16 protein-coding genes are annotated in these 18,579 nt (G+C 41.1%); 10 read left to right on the top strand and 6 right to left on the bottom strand.

What is annotated here, in order from left to right; all coding sequences use genetic code 11:
• Nucleotides 1–6 precede the first annotated feature (6 nt).
• The 6 genes from IQR33_RS29460 to IQR33_RS29435 form a co-directional block, all read right to left on the bottom strand.
• Nucleotides 7–1,206 (bottom strand): polysaccharide pyruvyl transferase family protein, encoded by a 1,200-nt coding sequence (locus IQR33_RS29460; RefSeq protein WP_193837517.1) that lies wholly within the window; start codon nucleotides 1,204–1,206, stop codon nucleotides 7–9.
• On the bottom strand, nucleotides 1,178–2,209 hold the full coding sequence (locus IQR33_RS29455) for a hypothetical protein (RefSeq protein ID WP_193837516.1): 1,032 nt from the start codon (nucleotides 2,207–2,209) through the stop codon (nucleotides 1,178–1,180). The genes IQR33_RS29460 and IQR33_RS29455 overlap by 29 nt, the downstream gene beginning before the upstream one ends.
• A complete protein-coding gene (locus IQR33_RS29450) occupies nucleotides 2,202–3,161 on the bottom strand; it encodes a nitroreductase family protein (protein WP_193837515.1) in 960 nt (319 codons plus the stop codon). The genes IQR33_RS29455 and IQR33_RS29450 overlap by 8 nt, the downstream gene beginning before the upstream one ends.
• Before the next feature lie 51 nt (nucleotides 3,162–3,212).
• Nucleotides 3,213–4,202: a Wzz/FepE/Etk N-terminal domain-containing protein gene (locus IQR33_RS29445; RefSeq protein ID WP_193837514.1), complete on the bottom strand. Its 990-nt coding sequence runs from the start codon at nucleotides 4,200–4,202 to the stop codon at nucleotides 3,213–3,215.
• A gap of 174 nt (nucleotides 4,203–4,376) precedes the next feature.
• A complete protein-coding gene (locus IQR33_RS29440) occupies nucleotides 4,377–7,079 on the bottom strand; it encodes an SLBB domain-containing protein (RefSeq protein WP_193837513.1) in 2,703 nt (900 codons plus the stop codon).
• Nucleotides 7,080–7,145: 66 nt separating this feature from the next.
• On the bottom strand, nucleotides 7,146–7,661 hold the full coding sequence (locus tag IQR33_RS29435) for a porin family protein (RefSeq protein ID WP_017634964.1): 516 nt from the start codon (nucleotides 7,659–7,661) through the stop codon (nucleotides 7,146–7,148).
• A gap of 640 nt (nucleotides 7,662–8,301) precedes the next feature.
• Here IQR33_RS29435 and IQR33_RS29430 point away from each other — a divergent pair.
• The 10 genes from IQR33_RS29430 to IQR33_RS34865 all read left to right on the top strand — a co-directional run.
• Nucleotides 8,302–8,526, top strand: a complete 225-nt coding sequence (locus IQR33_RS29430; RefSeq protein ID WP_020904330.1) for a hypothetical protein — start codon at nucleotides 8,302–8,304, stop codon at nucleotides 8,524–8,526.
• A gap of 73 nt (nucleotides 8,527–8,599) precedes the next feature.
• The gene (locus IQR33_RS29425) at nucleotides 8,600–9,274 is read left to right on the top strand and encodes a YjbF family lipoprotein (RefSeq protein ID WP_193837512.1); all 675 of its coding nucleotides are present in this window, start codon (nucleotides 8,600–8,602) and stop codon (nucleotides 9,272–9,274) included.
• A complete protein-coding gene (locus tag IQR33_RS29420) occupies nucleotides 9,271–10,032 on the top strand; it encodes a capsule biosynthesis GfcC family protein (RefSeq protein ID WP_193837511.1) in 762 nt (253 codons plus the stop codon). Before IQR33_RS29425 ends, IQR33_RS29420 begins: the two co-directional genes overlap by 4 nt.
• A 2-nt stretch (nucleotides 10,033–10,034) precedes the next feature.
• Entirely contained in the window at nucleotides 10,035–12,233 is a 2,199-nt protein-coding gene (locus IQR33_RS29415) for a YjbH domain-containing protein (protein WP_193837510.1), read from the top strand.
• A 148-nt stretch (nucleotides 12,234–12,381) separates the two neighbouring features.
• On the top strand, nucleotides 12,382–13,323 hold the full coding sequence (gene rfaD / locus IQR33_RS29410; protein WP_005379462.1) for an ADP-glyceromanno-heptose 6-epimerase: 942 nt from the start codon (nucleotides 12,382–12,384) through the stop codon (nucleotides 13,321–13,323).
• A gap of 126 nt (nucleotides 13,324–13,449) precedes the next feature.
• Nucleotides 13,450–14,436, top strand: a complete 987-nt coding sequence (gene lpxM, locus IQR33_RS29405; protein ID WP_193837509.1) for a lauroyl-Kdo(2)-lipid IV(A) myristoyltransferase — start codon at nucleotides 13,450–13,452, stop codon at nucleotides 14,434–14,436.
• Nucleotides 14,433–15,155, top strand: a complete 723-nt coding sequence (locus tag IQR33_RS29400) for a glycosyltransferase family 25 protein (RefSeq protein WP_005379459.1) — start codon at nucleotides 14,433–14,435, stop codon at nucleotides 15,153–15,155. The genes lpxM and IQR33_RS29400 overlap by 4 nt, the downstream gene beginning before the upstream one ends.
• Nucleotides 15,152–16,207 carry a lipopolysaccharide heptosyltransferase II gene (gene waaF / locus IQR33_RS29395; RefSeq protein WP_017820719.1) on the top strand — a complete coding sequence of 352 codons (1,056 nt, stop codon included), beginning with the start codon at nucleotides 15,152–15,154 and terminating at the stop codon, nucleotides 16,205–16,207. Before IQR33_RS29400 ends, waaF begins: the two co-directional genes overlap by 4 nt.
• The gene (waaA, locus tag IQR33_RS29390) at nucleotides 16,201–17,445 is read left to right on the top strand and encodes a lipid IV(A) 3-deoxy-D-manno-octulosonic acid transferase (RefSeq protein ID WP_053808650.1); all 1,245 of its coding nucleotides are present in this window, start codon (nucleotides 16,201–16,203) and stop codon (nucleotides 17,443–17,445) included. Before waaF ends, waaA begins: the two co-directional genes overlap by 7 nt.
• Nucleotides 17,445–18,579: SLC13 family permease (locus tag IQR33_RS34865; RefSeq protein ID WP_228014218.1), on the top strand; the 1,135-nt coding region annotated here is incomplete at its 3' end. The genes waaA and IQR33_RS34865, both read left to right, overlap by 1 nt.

Genomic DNA, 18,579 nt, shown 5'->3' with positions numbered 1-18,579 from the left:
CCTTTACTAGAACTGCGTTAATATTTTATGTTCTAACGCTTGGATTTGACTTAACACACTAGTTTTATCATGGGTGCTTTCTAAGCTATCAATTTCCGATAAAATTGAATTGACAATTGGTGAAACTTTACCGTCTAAACGCCATAAATCATCCCCAACTGAGTCAATGATACGATCAATAATATTTAGCTCTCCAATAACTCCCTTAAACTTTACACTATATGAGAGAGGAATGGCAGGTACACCTACTTGTAAAGCAGAAACACAAGCGTGCATTCTACCTGATACTACACATTTTGATTTAGCGATCAGCGCTCTAGCTTCTACAGGTAATAGTGTTTCTTTAATAAACTTGACCTTAGGAGAGTGTTCAATTCTTTCTTGTATTTTTTCTATAATCTTATTATCGGAAGAAGTATCACTTAAAACATGTGATAAAATGAGAACATTTTCTCCTCGTTCGGTTAAATGATTAATTAAACTCAAATAAGAATTAACATATGAATCAAGATCGCTCGTATAAGACTTCCATAGCCCTGATGGAACGATAACAAAGTAATCTTTAAAACTACCTAGTTTATGTTCGGGAAAATTTTCAAAATACGAAGTGTCTTGTTTATACAATGGTAAATAAGCTAAGTCTGCCGCAATTTTAACATTTTCCAGTTGTAACTCTTCTATCAGATACTTAGCACTATTTTCATCTCTTGAATAAATTGAAACCTTATTCAAGAGCTTTTTAATCCACCATTTTCTCCACGAATAAAATGGTCCCATCGTTTGTCCAAGTAGTTGGACTTTGATGTTATTTTTTAAAAGGCTTTCTATTTTTAAAAGCTCAATACATAAGGCTTTTATTGAGTAATACTCAGAAAAATCATCTCCGCCAAGCTGGATAACGCGATCAACACCTATCTCTTTCATCATTCGACCAAAGCTAAGAGAGTATTTACTATACTTTATAAGTTTATTAAAACTATTTTCATTTGAGCAGTCAGGTCTCAATTGAATACCTAGTTCTAGAAAGCTCTCAATTTCTTCTACACCAGAAGATGCTTTAATTCTTTCAACTCCATCAATCTCAACATTATCAACAATAAAGGTGCTTTTCGGGTATTTATTTTTGAATACTCGGATATAATTAGCAACCATCATCAAAGAGCCGTAGTTTTTAGTATTACTTGCTCTCATTATAAGTATTTTCAAGGTGTCTCTCCAAAATGTAGATCAATAGATATGGAATAATTATCGCATTGGCATAGCGATAAGTGTTATGCGAAAGTACTAACGCTAAATTACAAAAAAGAAAATAGAATCCGATTACATTTACTTTATTTTTCCATTTTGAGAATATGAAAACAAATAATCCAGTAAAATTTATTAACACTAATAGCGTTGCTAAGCCTTTTGAATTATAGAATACACTAAAAGCTCTTTTGAAGTTAACAACTACTGTTTCGATATATATAGAAGAGAAAAAGAACTGTATAGCCGGCAAATTTGATACAGCTAGTGTTTCTTTATCATAACTTTTATAAACATCCTCCATTCGCCTTGATATAAAGCTCAGTTTTACAGGTTGACTTATATCTAACGAAAAAAAGTAAATCATTATAGCTGCAGCAATAACATTAATAATTATAAATTTAGCCTTTGAAGTGTTATATACTCGAGAACAAATAAAGGCATATATTATCAATGCTATAGCTTCAGGTCTGGCTAGTACCAATATAAAGCTTGAAATGAATAGTAAGAACTTCTTGTGTTTCTCAATTGAGAGAAGCATTAATGTGATACCTAATACAGTCAAACCTTCCTTCAATATAAAGAAGTTCCAATAGTTACCAAAAATCAATAAAGAGACAATAAACAAACTGACATAATCTATTTTTTTCACCCTATTTAGAACTATAATCATAGCTATATTATAAGATAAAAAATTCAAAGCCCTGAAAAAAGCAGGTCCAGTTACATCAAATAAACTCGAAACAAACTTAGCATATAAAAGAAGGCTAGTTCCATTTATATAAGTACTTTCATCAGGAAAAAGAGGAGTGAATTTTCCACCATTCTTACTCACATGAAAATAGAGTAAAATTACTCCACCATAAAAAAGAACGGCTCCAATACTATAGATTAAAGATATTTTTGTTCTAGAAAAGAAAAATAGGACTGCAAAAAACAGTATTAGTACAAGTATATCAATCACAAACAAACTCAACTAATTGGTCATTGCTTTTCTTTGGAGATGTACAAATTAAAGTGCTATCGTCGTAATAACCAAATGCTATGACAACAGTAACAACCTCTCCTTTTCCAAGTGATAGTAAGCTATTTATTTTTTTATCATTTTTTATATCAACACACCAGTTCAAGAAACAACTACCAATACCAAGTCCATGTAATGAGTTAACAAAATTCATTGAGAAAAGGCCGCTATCAAACCATACTTGCTTTCGTTCTTCTGGTGATATACAGGATGTTAGATCTGCTGTTATAACGGCTAGGTTTAAAATTTGCTCTCTAAAACCGTCGTTACCATTTTGTAACTTTAAAATCTCGTCTATTTTTTCTTTTCTATCTATGACTTTAACTCGCCACGATTGCCTATTACATGCGGATGGAGAATGTCTAGCTATATTAACAGCTTCATTCACATCTATTTGTGATACTTTTTCTTTCCTGAAGCTTCTAACTGTTCTTCTATTTAACACTACATTTTTATATATATTAAAGTCCGAATTAGAAGTGCATATCTCTTCTAATTTTATTTCTTGATATCCACCTTTATCACCCTGAGACCCAAGATTAAACTTTCTCACAAAGTCGATGTACTTTATTAATTTTTGGTCATTATTATGCTCTCTTATATAATGTTCAATCACATGGACAGCACTTATTACGTCTTGATGATTTCTATCATCAATTTTTTCAATAGTATCTATTATATTATCTAAAACTCTGAAGCCAAAGAAAGGTCTTCTTGGTATCATCGTCAGACCTTTTTCTATTTTGTGGAAATCTTTTCTAAGTTTATAAATATATGTCAACTTATCATTGTTAAGATACTTATTAGAAGAAGAAACATATAATATCAAATCATATGTATGAACCCTTATCGACTTTAAAGTATATTTAAAAGCCCTTAAAATCTCTCTCATAACATCTGCTCTTTTTATATTAAGTCAAACCAATTTGTTAAATTACATTTTCTAGTTGTTTATTTTATTAATGTCATCCTTTGCAATTAACAACCTCACAAATATAATACCAAGACCAAGTACAAATCCAATAATTGTTATTAGAATACAGATCAAAGCCCTTTGAGGTGAATCTTTAATTTCTGGCACTACTGCAGGGTCAATTGTTTTAAATATAAATTCTTCTTGTACTTCCGCTAACATTAGAGTTTTAGTCTGTTCTTCTATAAGTTTGTAGAACGTACTTCTCATATCAGCAATAGCAGTTTTTTCTAGCTGAGTATTTAGATATGATAGATTTTGTGTAGTTTCCTTAATCGTTCTCTCACGCATCACCTCATTAATATCTTCAATCAACCAATCTACCCATTGTTTAGCGAGAAAAGGAGAGTAGTATTTTACCGAAATATTAAATAGACCAGTATCTTTGTTTTGGTTTACCACTAATACATTTTTCAAGAACACGTCAAATGCTTCTTGAGAGCTAGGTTTCACTCCCCTTAATCCTTCCGGCTCACGTAACCACTGCTGGGTTTCAGAGTTATATACTCTCTCATCCAATATCAATTTGTTGCTTTTTAAGTTCCAGTCTTTTGCAGCCATTAAAGGTACAAGTAAATCGTGCTTTTTGATAAAAGCATCTACAAATCGACGAGATTGCAAAACTTGAACAGCTAAGTCTGTTTGTGAAGACTCGTTTGCACCTAGGTTTACACCAGCTAAAGCAGCTAACCCTCCAAGTTGCCCTGCCATCTTTGAAAGTCCGCCACTACCGGAACTTTCTGTAGGGGCAAGCAATGCATTAGCTCTATATATATTAGGCAAACTTAGTGAATATAAGACTGCTCCCAAAGCAAAGATAAGTGTCGATAGTAAAATAACCCACTTCCCACTCCAAATAGCCTTCAGTAGCTCATTCAGATTCAACTCACCATTAGTGTTTCCCACACCTTCTGGAGGTATAGTCAATTGAGAATATTCAGTAATTTTTTGGGGTTCCATTGATATTTAAGGTCCTAGAATTCTTGTAGCCAAACTCTAGGCTTTAGGTTTCATTAAAGCCTAGAGTTTGATACTGGATAAGTAACGACATGGTACAGTGGGTTAAGTTACACTTTTCGCAACTTAACTAGCTGCCATAATTTTGAGTTTTATTATCGCGTTGAAACATCCTCTCTACTTCAACGCATTGATCGCTACACCCGTTTGGTAAAGAATCTGTGTTGCAGCCGTCCAAGTACTTAACGCATCGCGGTAGTCTGTATCAATTGGAACAACAATAGTATCGCCCGCTTTTAGCTCTTCATGGTTGTTACCAAACCAGTAACCTGACGTTGGTTTGTAAACCGAGCCGTCTGCACGTACAACGAAGATACGGTCTTCGTCTGCTTGTTTTTTCGCGCCACCAGCTTTGTTCAGGTAATCATCCACATCTAGCTTGTTATCCAGTAGATATGTAATTGGAACTTGAACTTCACCCATGATCGAAACCGTATTGCGGAAGGTTGGTACAAATAAGAAGTCACCATCTTCTAACATAAAGTCCGCAGAACGCTCGTCTTTAAGAATGCGATTAAGCTGTACTACCATACGTCCAAGAGCTTTGCTGCGACTTGCCTCTTCAACAAACTTCAATGTTTTATCTGGGTCTGAGATTACCGACGCCATATTGCTGTCTGCACGGAAGGTTTTCTTCGCTGTTTCTGCTCGCATATCTGCGGCATATTGGTTTAATAGCTTTTGCTCTTTAAGGCGTAAAGCCTCACGAGTAAAGATAGCCCCTTGCGGATGTGCAAATTCGGTTAGACCACCAGCACGTTCAAGTAACTCGCCTAAGGTCTCTCCTTGACGGACAGTATAAGTACCAGGGAAGCGAACTTCGCCTTGCAACGTTACTGTGCTTTGCAGTTTGACATTTGGCTTCTCAAGAATGTTTAGGCGATCACGACCAGCAATAACGACATCGTCAGCAGAGCTACCCTTGATAGCTTGGCGTAAATCAATACGCTCAACATCAATAGAAGCGCGCTCATCTCTACTGTTTATTACTGTACGAGCTAACTCGGCGTTAATGGTGAATGCGTCATAAGTTAGACCACCAGCAGCTTCAATCAAGGTAGAAATCGTCATACGTGGGGTAATTGGGTAACGTCCTGGGTGTTTTACCTCACCGAAGACTTCTGCAATCTGCGGAGCTAAACCCAAACGCGATTGCTGTTGAAGCTGTAGCAGAACAGGAGCAAGTAACGTGCGGCGCGTATTTTGTTTTAATGCTTCAAAATCTTCTTTGGTAATTTCTTTGCCACGGAATATGATTTTCGGCTGTTCTGATTCTTCAGTTGAAGATTGCCCCTTCGACACATTGCCTGTCGCTGAAGATATTGCAACAGAAGAGCTCATAACTTCTTGCTCTTTTTGTTGATCCAGCTCGGCTTTAAATTGTGCTTGCTCAAGCGTTTTCGCTTTCGTGACCGTATCTTGATCTGCAAGGGTATCTAAATCTTCATTGTTGAAACGGTTAAATACCAGCACTCGGTCACGTGAGCTTAGCTTTAGGTTATCTTTGCTGCTCGGAGAAAGAATCGCGTTCGCAAGATTTACTTGATAAACCTCGATGTCACGTTGTGGGTTAACCTCACGAACAACAACGGCATAGTTTACATCTGCAGTAGAATTAAATGAGGTATCAACAGATTGGAATAAATCTGCGATTCGCAGACCGTTCTTCCACTCAATAAAGCCGGGATGGCGAACATCACCTTCAATTTGCACGTAACGAGTTAGTTCTTCACTCTTCTTCAGTACATTAACGGCGTCACCATCTTTGACTTTAGTTTGCTGGTCATGTGACTGGCTAAAGTTCAGTGTTAATACATCGCGAGCACCTTTAGTGGCGTAACGCTTCACTTCGATTTGATCGCTATAAGCGTTAGCCGTAAAACCGCCAGCCATTTGAATCGCTTGCTTATAGGTTTCACCTGGTTTGATTTCGTAGATTGCGGGACGGTTTACTTCACCATCAATCGAAATCGTGTTACCCAATGCACCGATGAAGACGACATCGCCAGGTAACAGTCGAACATCATTGCGCGCGTCGCCTTTCAACAATAGGTCATACATATCAAGCTTGCGAATCACCTGACCATTGCGCTTTAACTGCACGTTACGCAATGCGCCACTCTCACCAAAACCACCACTGTAATAAATGGCTTGAGAGATCGTTGTTAGTGCACTAACAGTGTAAGCTCCTGGCTTGAAGGCATCACCCATAACAAAAACTTGCATGGTGCGCATTTCACCTAGCGAAATGTCACTGCGCACACCAATCATTTGCTCTTTTACTCGCTGGTTTAGAGAATCACGCACATCAGAGAATGTCATGCCGGCCACTTGAACAGGACCAAGGGAAGGGAAGTTGATGATGCCTGCACGATTAACACGAAGACGATGCGTTGTGTTCTCTTTACCAAAAAGTTGGATAACGATTTCATCACCAGCTCCTACCGTGTAGTCAGCAGGCACAGGTACATCACTGATTGGTGCAAACGTCGTCGGTGAACCTGCAAATAAATCTAGACCAAAACGCTTTAAACCTTGTTCACCTTTTTCTGAGTCTTCTGAGTCGTTAGCTTTTGCCTCCATAGCACTACTAGCAGCCGGGCGTTGCTCAATCACTTGAGGGTTTTGATAACTACTTGGCTGAGAAGAAGCGCCGGAAGGAATAGAGATACCATACTTACTCGCTAATGCTTGTTGCTGGTCTGCTGGTAAGTTCTGAAACATCTGAATTTGTTCTGGGGTTGGAGTCTGCGCATTAGTAAGCGGCGCAAATAGGCTTGCTAGAATGCAAGCACCTATCGAGAAATATCCTTTGAGCATGATAATTCGCTATTTAAAGTCAGGAGTTAAAAATCCTAGCAACAAAACTAGGCGCTAGGTCTTTAATTAAAATCGGTGTTGAAAGCCAAGAGTAAGTGCGTTCAAGCGTGCCTGGTCCTCAGATGTGCTATCAACAAACTCAAAGACAACTGCATTCTGCTTGTCCAAAGCATAATGCATACCCAAGCCAAAGCTAAAACCTTGATCTTTATTAGAGCCTACATTTTGTTGGTCGATCTGGACACTAGAATAACCGGCAAGTCCATAAAGTGCTACACGCTCGGAGACAGGCATATTCAACTTAATAAAACCACTCGCAAGACTATCTAGTGCAAGTCCGCTATCTCGTTGTACAGAAGTTCCGTAACGTGCTTCAAAAGCGAGGTAATCATTGAAGAAGTAACCAGCTTGCGCTTGAAGAAGGAAAGGGTTTCCCTCGGTTACTGGAGAAGAGGAATGATGAAATTCAGCGTTAGAGTAACTTACTAACGCACCAGCATAAAAATCTGCTGAGGCAGAAAATGAGCACAAGCCTAAGCTGATTGCACTCAACGCCCCTAGCCATGGTCGTTTATTAATCACGTAAGTGTTCCTTGGGTGTCGACTGACCGCTGCACATTATGAACGACGCGCGCAGTGAATGTCTGTTAACTTTTGTCAATTTCGCTTGTGCGTTTACACGCTACCGCCCGGCGGCATTACGCGTTAGCCACTGTTCGCTGATTCCCGATCCATTCGGTTTATTGATATAAATATTCTTTTTAAGCCTCACTTTTGCGACTAACCGTTCAAAAAACAATCTTTTATAAACGCAACACAAAAGCTGGCAAATTATGCATGTATTAGCGCAAAACGGCAAGGGGGCAAAAACGTCTCAGATTTCCGTTTATGGTTCGTAAATTCTCACGAATGAGAAAAACACTGGCTGCCAGCCGCTTAAAACAGAACACCACTACGGATGCATTGAATAAAAAATGTGAACGTTTGCGTAAATTCAGAGGTGACCGGAAATAACGCAGTCGAAGGCGCATTTTGATTCAGTACAACTATCAAACCTAAGCAATTCTCTATTCTCAGTCTTGCAACAACTTTTCTTTAACGTTAGGCAAATTCACATAGGAAACTGTTTACATGCTGATTGTTTTTTAACTAAAATGAACGATGGTATGTTCTAAACAGACCAAACATCGATGTTTTAAAATCTGAAATACAAGGATTAATAATGAAGAACACAGCTCTAGCTATTCTTATGGCTCTAAGCGCATCAACTGCATTTGCAGCGACTGAAGCTGGTACTACTGGTACAGCAGCAGCATCTGCAACTGGTACAACTGCAGTAGCAGTAGGTGCAGCAGCAGCAGTAACTGTAGTAGCAGTTGCAGCGTCAGACAGCGATTCAACGTCTACTTCTACTTCTACTTCTACTTCTACTTCAGTAACTAAATAATTTTTTAGTGTTGTAGATATTGAAACAATCGCCCTGATCTATTCAGGGCGATTTTATTTGTAATGAGGGAATGATGAACACTCTTCTATCGCAAAAATGGATGCGCTTACTTATTGCCCTACCATTACTGAGCTCAATCTTTGGCTGTACACAAAAATTCAATGACGTATCCGCTACCGTCCAAGAAGCTTATGGTAACTACATCGATGTTGAACTAACGCCAGAAGAGATTGAAGCGGTACCTTATGCCAGTGCTTACTTAAAAATTGGTGACCAAAAACAGGTCTTCGTAGTGTTGGCCTTTGCTGAGCAAAACCCATTAACTGGTAATACCCAATTAAAGTGGGTAAGCGCAGACAAGGCAATGGTAGTAACAGAGAACGGTCATATCGTTAAAACTATTGGTTTGCAAACCACCAATTTAGCAGGTATTTATGGCAACGTTCCTGCCTACTCAGCGCCCTCTGTGCAATATTCTCTTTCTTACGATTGGGCTGACAAATACCGTTATGGGTTCCCGGCTAAAGTCCAACGTTCTCGTCAAGGTAAAGAAACCGTCATAACCCCTATTTCTTCTACCTCTACTGATGTTTATACCGAGGTTGTAACGTTTACCAGCTTAGAAAAAACTGTAGAGAACCAATACTGGGTAAACGGTAAAGGAGAAGTAGTGAAAACACGTCAACACTTAGGTCCAAACATGGTGCCTGTTGAATTGACGATTCTGAAAGGGTACAGAAAATCATGAATAAGCGACTGCTATCTTTATTAAGCCTAAGTTTAACGGCAACGATTCTGGCGACACCGACTACCGTTCAAGCTCAAAATCACACCTTACCACCGCTCAATATAGAACTTGTCGGAACGGACAAAACATTGCAGTTCCAACAAGCGGCACGTTTAGAGAGCGTACTTAAGCATGCACAAGAACAACAAATCGCCCTGCAATACCCTTTAGCTGTGACTCTATTTGATAATTCCGAATCAGCAGTGCAAAGAAGTACTGCCTTAAAGAATTCGGTGTTAAACCAAATGATTCAACATAATTTAGTTGCGCACCCATTTTACAAGTTTATCCAACGAAGCCAGTTTGCACCTCGCGTGCTGTCGGCCATTGATGTTGATCGCATCCGTCTAGATAAATTTGATAACCCTCTTTTACAAGGTCAACTTGCGTTAAGTGCACCAAAACGTGAAGAAAAAGTGTTGTATGTGGGTAACTTGGAAAAAGTCTACGCGGTAGAAAACCAAGCGGGTATCGCTCTGCATGAACAGGTCGATAATCTACGTTCAGGTGATATTGGTGAGCTCGCCTATCCGCCAATTCTAATTTACCCGGATGGCAAGGTTATTCATCCTCACCATGGCAGTTGGTTAACCACTCAATATTACTTGCCGCCACTTACCATTGTGTATATCCCATTTGATGAGTTCGAAAAATCACAAATGGATAAAGACATTGTCGCTCTGCTTGCACAACGTAAACCAACCTCATCGAAGAACTAAACATGAACCTGATCAGAACCAGTTTATCCCTTTCTTTAATGGGTCCAGCGTTGGTGTGGGCTCAAGACATACCTTTTGAAGTGCCGCCATTGCAACCATCACAAATGGACTTTGGTGGTGTCGGCTTAATGCAGATGCCTACAGGTCGTATGGCACCTGAAGGCGAGTTTAACTTTGCTATTACCGGTAGCGACGAGTACCTATTTTACAATGTGACTTTGCAAGTGATGCCATGGCTAGAAACGACCATTCGTTACACCATGGTGAACGATCTTTTCTACAGTAACGATCCGAGCTTTTCGGGTGATACCAAGTACACCGACAAGGGAATCGACTTTAAAGTTCGCTTGTTAGAAGAATCCGAGTACCTGCCAGAGCTTTCGATTGGTGTGCGTGACTTTGCAGGCACCGGTCTTTTTGATGGTGAGTTTGTTGCTGCGACAAAACGTTATTCTAACCCAAACCTTGGTACCTTTGATTTCACTTTAGGTATGGGCTGGGGCTACTTAGGTACGCGCGACAACATCAGCAACCCAGCTTGTAAGCTGTCCGATAGTTTCTGTGAGCGCCCTTCTGATTACAAAGGTAATGGTGGTAGTGTGGATTTTGAACGTTGGTTCAAAGGTTCTGCTGCACTCTTTGGTGGTGTCGAGTACCAAACTTTGCACGCGCCACTGCGATTTAAGCTTGAATACGACAGCAACGATTACAGCGAAGATTTCCCTGTGGTACGTGGTGGTGTAGACATGACACCTCATACGCCTTGGAACTTTGGTGTTCTATATCGTTTAGGACATATGGCAGATTTGCGCTTGAGCTACGAGCGCGGAGATACGTTAGTTGCTGGCGTGAGTCTTTACACTAACTTCAATGATATGCCATCTTTCTGGCGTGATACACCAACACCAGAAGTTGAAGACAAGCAACCAGAGCAACTGTCTGATGTAGATTGGGAACGTGTTACCGAGGAGCTGGATAAAATTGCTGGCTACCAAAATACCCAACTCTATGTTAAAGACAATACCATTTCGGTTGTCGGCGAGCAGAAAAAGTATCGTGATCGCAATGAAGCTCATGAAAAAGCGGCGGCAGTCCTTTATAACGAAATGCCAGACAACATTGATACCTTTACTATCAATGAACGCAGTCGTGGTCTGATCGGCGATCAAACGGTTATCTCCAAAGAGAAATACCGTGACTTTGCAGAAGTTAACTACATCAATCCAAATATCGAAGATGCAACATCAACCTCAAGTGATAAACCGCAAGGCAAACCTGCTTACGATGGTTTTGAGCGCTTTGATTGGGGCTTCTCACCAAAACTGGCTCAGACCTTGGGCAACCCAGAAGAGTTCTACCTGTTCAGTGTTGGTCTAAGTGGCAGCGCCTCTTACTGGCTGACAGATAACCTAGAAATTGGTGGCTCGCTATACTGGGATTGGTACAACAACTACGACAAGTTTAACTACGTAACCCCACCGGATGGCACTTCGATTCCTCGGGTACGTACCATGTTCCGTGCTTATCAAAATGAACATGCTGTAACCATGTCCAACCTGCAGTTAACTTGGTTCCAAGAGTATTCAGATACCATGGACCAGCAGTTCTACGCTGGTTATCTAGAAAGTATGTTCGCGGGTGTGGGTACCGAGTTTCTTTACCGACCACAAGGAGCTAACTGGGCGATTGGCGCTGACGTCAACTTAATTTCTCAACGTGATCCACAAAGTTACTTCGGTGTTTACGATGAGAAATGGCAAAATGTGCCAGAATATGGACGCCCGTTCCAAGTTGTAGATAAAGGCTTTACTGGTTTTGTGTCGGGTTATTACTACCCTCAATGGGATTTCCTACAAGATTTGATGATTCAAGTTGATGTTGGTCAGTTCCTAGCGGGTGATATCGGTACACAAGTGAATGTATCTAAACAGTTCAAGAGTGGTGTCATTGCAGGTGCATTCGCATCAATCAGTGATTTGTCGGCTGACGAATTCGGTGAAGGTAGCTTTACTAAAGGCTTCTACATTTCGATTCCATTCGACATCATGACCGTTAAGCCAAGCAACAACCGTGCGTTCTTTAACTGGCAACCATTGACTCGCGATGGCGGTCAGAAGCTAGGTCGTAAGTACAGCTTGATTGAGCTGACGGATGAGCGTAACCCTTGGTATCAACGCCCAAATACGTCAAATGCTAAATAACTGCCTACTTGAGGGAGCTAAGGCTCCCTTTTTCATATCTAGATACTAAGTCATAGAAGACTCAAACCTATCTTCCTGCTTCCAATAGCGCTACTTTTCGTTTCTTGCTAGAATTCCTGAGAAAATTTTAATCTATGGTGGAAGTTCTATGATCATCGTAACTGGTGGCGCTGGCATGATCGGCAGCAACATTGTTAAAGCACTAAACGAAGCTGGTATTAACGATATCCTGGTTGTCGACAACCTAAAAAATGGCAAAAAGTTTAAGAACTTAGTTGATCTGGACATCACAGATTACATGGATCGTGACGACTTTCTGACCCAAATTATGGCGGGCGATGATTTTGGTCCGATTGAGGCAATTTTCCACGAAGGTGCTTGCTCTGCAACGACTGAGTGGGATGGTAAGTACATGATGCTAAACAATTACGAGTACTCTAAAGAGCTGCTGCATTACTGTTTAGATCGCGAGATTCCATTCCTATACGCTTCTTCAGCAGCCACTTACGGCGATACAGAGACTTTCGTTGAAGAACGCGAATACGAAGGCGCACTGAATGTATACGGTTACTCGAAACAGCAGTTTGATAACTACGTTCGTCGCCTATGGCAAGATGCTGAAGAACATGGTGAGACCCTTTCTCAAATCACCGGCTTCCGCTACTTCAACGTATATGGCCCACGTGAAGACCACAAAGGTAGCATGGCATCAGTTGCATTCCACCTAAACAACCAACTTAACGCAGGTGAAAATCCTAAATTGTTCGCGGGCAGCGAATCATTCAAACGCGACTTCGTTTACGTTGGTGATGTATGTAAAGTAAACCTGTGGTTCTTAGAAAACGGCGTATCAGGCATTTTTAACTGTGGTACTGGCCGTGCTGAATCTTTTGAAGAGGTAGCAAAAGCAGTTATCAAGCATCATGGCAAAGGCCAAATTGAAACCATCCCATTCCCTGAGCACCTAAAAGGCGCTTACCAAGAATTCACACAAGCGGATCTGACCAAACTGCGCACCGCAGGTTGTGATGTTGAATTCAAGACAGTTGCAGAAGGCGTTGCCGAATACTTAACTATCCAAAACAGTTAAGCACCACAAGGTGGTAGAACCATAACCTGCCACCTTTACTCAAGTGCAATAGCCTGTATCATTCCTAACTATCTTTTTCTCATTTAAACCACTTCGCCCGTACACGAATAGGTAACTAGACACGCCATGACAATAAAACGTGATGACTTCGACCCCAAAGCATATAACCCTGAGTTTAAGCGCCACTTTCTGTCGCCTAAGTACTGGGGCACGTGGTTAGGTGTTATCTTATTTTTACCGTTATCATTAATGCCACTGGGTTTACAAAAGTGGTTGGCGAAAACCATAGCCAAAAAACTGTGTAAATCCCACAAAGGTCCAGCTCACCGAGCGAGGGTTAACTTTGAGCTGTGTTTTCCGGAAAAGTCGTTCCAAGAACGTGAAGCTTTGATAGAAAAAACACTCTACACAGCGGCCATGTTCTTTTTTCGCTTCGGGTTACTAAGTTTACGCTCACCAAAATGGCTTCAGAACCGTTGCCAAATTCGCGGCCTAGACATTTTACGACAGCACATTGATAGCAACGAAAATGTAATTTTAATGGTTCCCCACTCTTGGGCTATTGATGTGCCTGCTATCTTGCTCGCTTCAATGGGAATGCCAGTTTCTGCAATGGCGAAGAAGCAAAAGAATGATGTTGCTGACTGGCTGATGCACAAGCAAAGGGTCCAATACGGTGGTCGTGTTTATGAACGCTCAGGTGGCATTAAGCCTTTTCTGAAATCCATTCGAGATGGCTATGTAGGGTATTATCTACCTGATCAAGATCACGGCCCAGAGCATAGTGTGTTTGTGGATTTTTTTGCAACACGTAAAGCAACGCTACCTGGTTTAGGCAAAATTGCGAAACTATCACGCTCAAAAGTACTGCCTCTATTTGCGTCGATGAACACTGAAGATGGTACGTTTGATATTGAGATTTTACCAGCGTTTGAGCTGGATAAAGGCGAAGAGCAAGACGCTCGTACCTGTAATGAAGCCATTGAATATTTTGTCGGTGATAAACCCGAACAATATATGTGGGTACTACAGTTGCTGCACTCTCAAGAAGACGGCAATAACTATTACAATTTGTTTAAACCAAGATATAACAGCGACTGGAAAGTGCAGTGAAAGTATTTGTCGTAAGCTTGGCTCGATCGCTAGATCGCCGAGAACGTATTGAAGAAAAGTTAAAACAACAAGACATTACGTTTGAATTTTTTGATGCAGTAGATGGCTCTGTTGACCGTTTTCTTCATTCAGAAAAAAGTCGTCCTACCATTACTCTACGCCGCAAAGGGTATCAATTAAAAACCAGTGAAGTCGCCTGTTTTGCAAGCCATTACGAGTTGTGGGTTCGCTGTGTTGAGCTTGATGAACCGATCGTCATCTTAGAAGACAACGTCGACCCCGTAGAAGGGCTGAAGCAAGTACTCGAACATACCCTTCCATTGACTTCTAATTATGACTACATCAAGTTGTCTGCCACTCAGAAGCGTGTATTCACCCCAATCGTACCGATTGATGATAATCATATGCTAGGGGGATACTCAGCAGGCACTTGTGGTACCACCGCTTATATCGTTACACCTAAAGCAGCCTCAAAGTTTGTTATGCATGCTCAAGAGTTTATTGAACCAGTCGATGACTACATGGAAAAACCATGGAGACATGGTGTTCAAGTTTACAGCGTGTCTCCAGATCTCTTTACTAGAGCAGAGATTGCTTCGACGATTGGTGGTAAAAGAAAAGATAAATCCAAAATGACTCTTGCGAATAAAATATACGCTGAACTTTTTAGAACTTATGAGTCAATTTTGAAATTCCTATACTGGAAAAACAAAGCATGAAGATTTTAGTCATTGGCCCTGCGTGGGTCGGCGATATGGTAATGTCGCAATCGTTATATATCGTATTAAAGCAACGCCATCCAGATAGCCAAATTGACGTGATCGCTCCAGGATGGTGTAAACCGATTCTTGAGCGTATGCCAGAAATCCACCAAGCGATTGAAATGCCTATCGGTCATGGTGAGTTTAACTTATTAGGCCGCAGGGAAATTGGTAAATCATTACGTGAAAAGCAATATGACCACGCCTATATCTTGCCTAAATCAGCGAAATCAGCACTGATCCCATGGTTTGCCAACATTCCTCTTCGTACTGGCTGGAAAGGAGAAATGCGCTATGGCTTATTGAATGACTTACGCCCTAACATGAAGTCTTTTCAGTACATGGTAGAGCGCTATGTAGCGTTAGCTTATCCAAAAGCAGAAATGGTGGATTCTAACTCTCTTGGCGGGCTTGAAACCTTACCTCGCCCACGCCTCGCAATCAACGAAGTAGAGCAAAAAGCCACGATCCAAAAATTCAACTTAACGCAAGACCAACCAACCATTGGACTGTGCCCAGGAGCAGAGTTTGGTCCTGCCAAAAAATGGCCCGAAACACACTACGCTGAAGTTGCGACGCAAATGGCTCGATCTGGGCATCAAATCTGGTTGTTTGGTTCTCAAAAGGACTTAGAGACTTGTAACAATATCCGCGCACTTGTCCCGACGCAATTCCATAAGAACATTCATGTTCTAGCAGGACAAACCAGCTTAATTGAAGCGGTCGACCTACTTGCTGCATGCAAGACAGTTGTCGCGAATGACTCAGGCTTAATGCATGTGGCAGCTGCGGTTGGTTGTAATGTTGTTGCCGTGTATGGCTCAACTTCACCGAAGTACACCCCCCCACTCGCAGAAAAAGTGGAGATTGTTCATACCGATATTGATTGTCGCCCTTGTTTCCAGCGTGAATGTCAATACAAACACCTTAAGTGCTTGACAGAACTTTCGCCTAAGCAAGTGCTAGATAGCATCCAAAAACTTGACGCCATTACGATAAGCTCATGTTAGTTCGTATTGTTTATACCTTACTACTCGCCCTAGCGTCACCGCTGCTTTTATTTGGTTTGTACAAGAGCAAACCAAATAAGCCTAAGTTCGGCTCTCGCTGGAAAGAGCACTTTGGCATAACCCCCAAGCTAAAAAGCAACGACAAACCTATTTGGATACATGCCGTATCTGTTGGTGAAAGCATAGCAGCAACACCTTTAATCAAAGCCCTTAAGGAACAAAACCCCGAACAATCTATTCTAGTTACAACAACAACAAGTACGGGAGCTGAACAGATTGCTAAGTTGGGTGATTTAATTGAACACCGCTATATGCCAATTGACTTTGGGTTCGCTATCAAAGGTTTTCTTAAAGCAGTGCAGCCAAAACAGATGTTGATCATTGAGACTGAGCTGTGGCCAAACACGCTTCACAATGTTCACAAAGCGGGTATCCCTATAACTGTCGTGAATGCGCGCCTATCTGAAAAATCGTGTCAGAACTACGCCAAAATACAGCGGCTTTTTAACCAGCTTCATCCATGCCTAACTCAAGTACTCTGCCAAACGGATTCAGATGCAGAGCGCTTCGAACGCTTAGGCGTTGAGAAAAAGAAACTATCCGTTACTGGCTCGATTAAGTTCGATATTCAAATATCAGAGCAAGTGAAACAGCAAGGACAGCAGCTTCGAGCCCAACTTGGAAACGATCGTCCGATTTGGATTGCAGCTAGCACCCACAAAGGCGAGGACGAACAGGTATTAGATGCACATAGACAAGTTTTAAAATCTCATCCAAATGCATTACTTATTTTGGTTCCTCGCCATCCGGAACGATTTGATGATGTGTTTGCGCTTTGCCAAAATTCCGGCTTTAATAGCACCAGAAGAACCAATGCTGCAATAGTTAACGCCGATACACAGGTATACCTTGCTGATACTATGGGTGAAATGCTGATTCTCCTTGGTGCCAGTGATGTTTGCTTTATGGCTGGGAGTTTGCTTGGGGATAAAGTTGGTGGACATAATGTGCTTGAACCAGTCGCACTCAACGTTCCAGTGATATCAGGTCCTAGTTACTTCAACTTCAAAGCGATTGTAGAAGACATGATTGCTCTGAATATTATAGACATTACCGATAAAACTCAGCTAGCGAGTAAAGTACTAGAGCGCTTTCAACATAGTAACTCTCAGCAAATGAGTGATTTTATTCAAGGCTATTTAAACTCGACTCAAAAAACAATTGAAGCAATTAAATAATGTCACAGACCCATTCAGCCTACTTTGTCATTACCGTTTTTGTGATTGCAATAATTGCCCTTGTCACAAGGTATCAAAACAAACCTGAAAAGGTTTTTGGAGTAGTTTTGCTTGTTTTATATAGCAGCAGATCCGTATCGACAGAGCAACTCATTAGCAGTATTGCCAATCCTGGCGTACTTACGCTGGTACTACTTATCATCTGCTCGCTAGCTTTAGAAAAGACCTCACTACTTCGTAGAATCTCGCAATTAGTCATCAAACCTAGCTATAAATCTACCTGGGTTCGACTGTTCTCGATAACCACATTGTCTTCAGCATTTCTAAACAACACAGCGGTGGTCTCTACCATGATCGCCCCAATACGTGCCAATGCCCTTCACCCAGCCAGCAAACTGCTACTTCCCCTATCTTTTGCTGCCATCCTTGGCGGAACACTAACGCTGATCGGCACTTCGACGAATTTAATCGTCAATAGTATGGTGCTCGATGCTGGGCTACCTAGTCTCTCCTTTTTTGATTTTTCACTTGTTGGCAGCATTGTTGTACTTGGGTGCGGGCTCACCCTGTTTTTACTTAGCCATTGGCTACCTAGCAACATTGAACGAGCAGATACTCAAGCTCAATACTTCATTGACGCTGAGGTAGAACCAAACTCCCCACTTATCGGTAAAACTATTCAGCGCAACGGGCTGAGAAATCTAAACTCTCTGTTTTTAGTCGAGATTCATCGCCAAGGAAGAACTATTTCACCAGTATCACCACATGAGTTAATAGAGGAAAATGATCGCCTATTATTCTGTGGAGAGATTAGAAAAGTAACTCAACTGAATCACTTCCCGGGCTTATCACTCTTTGCTCATAAAGGCGAAAGACTAAGTCATGATCTCAAAGAGGTCGTATTACGCCCTGAAAGTGCTTTAGTAAATAAGACCTTAAAACAAATTGGCTTTCGCGCTATGTTCAACGCTGCAGTTGTCGCGATCCGACGCGATGGCCACACGGTTTCCGGAAAGCTCGGTGAAGTTACCTTAAAAGCTGGTGACTATCTGGTACTCGCTGTAGGTGATGACTATCACCAGAGAAATAACATCGCTAAAAACTTTATCCAGCTCCAAGCGCTAAAAGCCGATA

Source organism: Vibrio sp. OPT46 (assembly GCF_015163535.1).
Classification (GTDB): domain Bacteria; phylum Pseudomonadota; class Gammaproteobacteria; order Enterobacterales; family Vibrionaceae; genus Vibrio; species Vibrio alginolyticus.
Note: the sequence above shows the minus strand (reverse complement) of the source record. Positions and strands in the feature narration are given on the sequence as shown.

Excerpts from the sequence above, each read along its gene's own strand:
- IQR33_RS29450 (WP_193837515.1), bottom strand. The coding sequence starts at position 3,161 with ATGAGAGAGATTTTAAGGGCTTTTAAATATACTTTAAAGTCGATAAGG.
- IQR33_RS29445 (WP_193837514.1), bottom strand. The coding sequence starts at position 4,202 with ATGGAACCCCAAAAAATTACTGAATATTCTCAATTGACTATACCTCCA.
- IQR33_RS29440 (WP_193837513.1), bottom strand. The coding sequence starts at position 7,079 with ATGCTCAAAGGATATTTCTCGATAGGTGCTTGCATTCTAGCAAGCCTA.
- IQR33_RS29430 (WP_020904330.1), top strand. The coding sequence starts at position 8,302 with ATGAAGAACACAGCTCTAGCTATTCTTATGGCTCTAAGCGCATCAACT.
- IQR33_RS29425 (WP_193837512.1), top strand. The coding sequence starts at position 8,600 with ATGAACACTCTTCTATCGCAAAAATGGATGCGCTTACTTATTGCCCTA.
- IQR33_RS29420 (WP_193837511.1), top strand. The coding sequence starts at position 9,271 with ATGAATAAGCGACTGCTATCTTTATTAAGCCTAAGTTTAACGGCAACG.
- IQR33_RS29415 (WP_193837510.1), top strand. The coding sequence starts at position 10,035 with ATGAACCTGATCAGAACCAGTTTATCCCTTTCTTTAATGGGTCCAGCG.
- rfaD (WP_005379462.1), top strand. The coding sequence starts at position 12,382 with ATGATCATCGTAACTGGTGGCGCTGGCATGATCGGCAGCAACATTGTT.
- lpxM (WP_193837509.1), top strand. The coding sequence starts at position 13,450 with ATGACAATAAAACGTGATGACTTCGACCCCAAAGCATATAACCCTGAG.
- waaF (WP_017820719.1), top strand. The coding sequence starts at position 15,152 with ATGAAGATTTTAGTCATTGGCCCTGCGTGGGTCGGCGATATGGTAATG.
- waaA (WP_053808650.1), top strand. The coding sequence starts at position 16,201 with ATGTTAGTTCGTATTGTTTATACCTTACTACTCGCCCTAGCGTCACCG.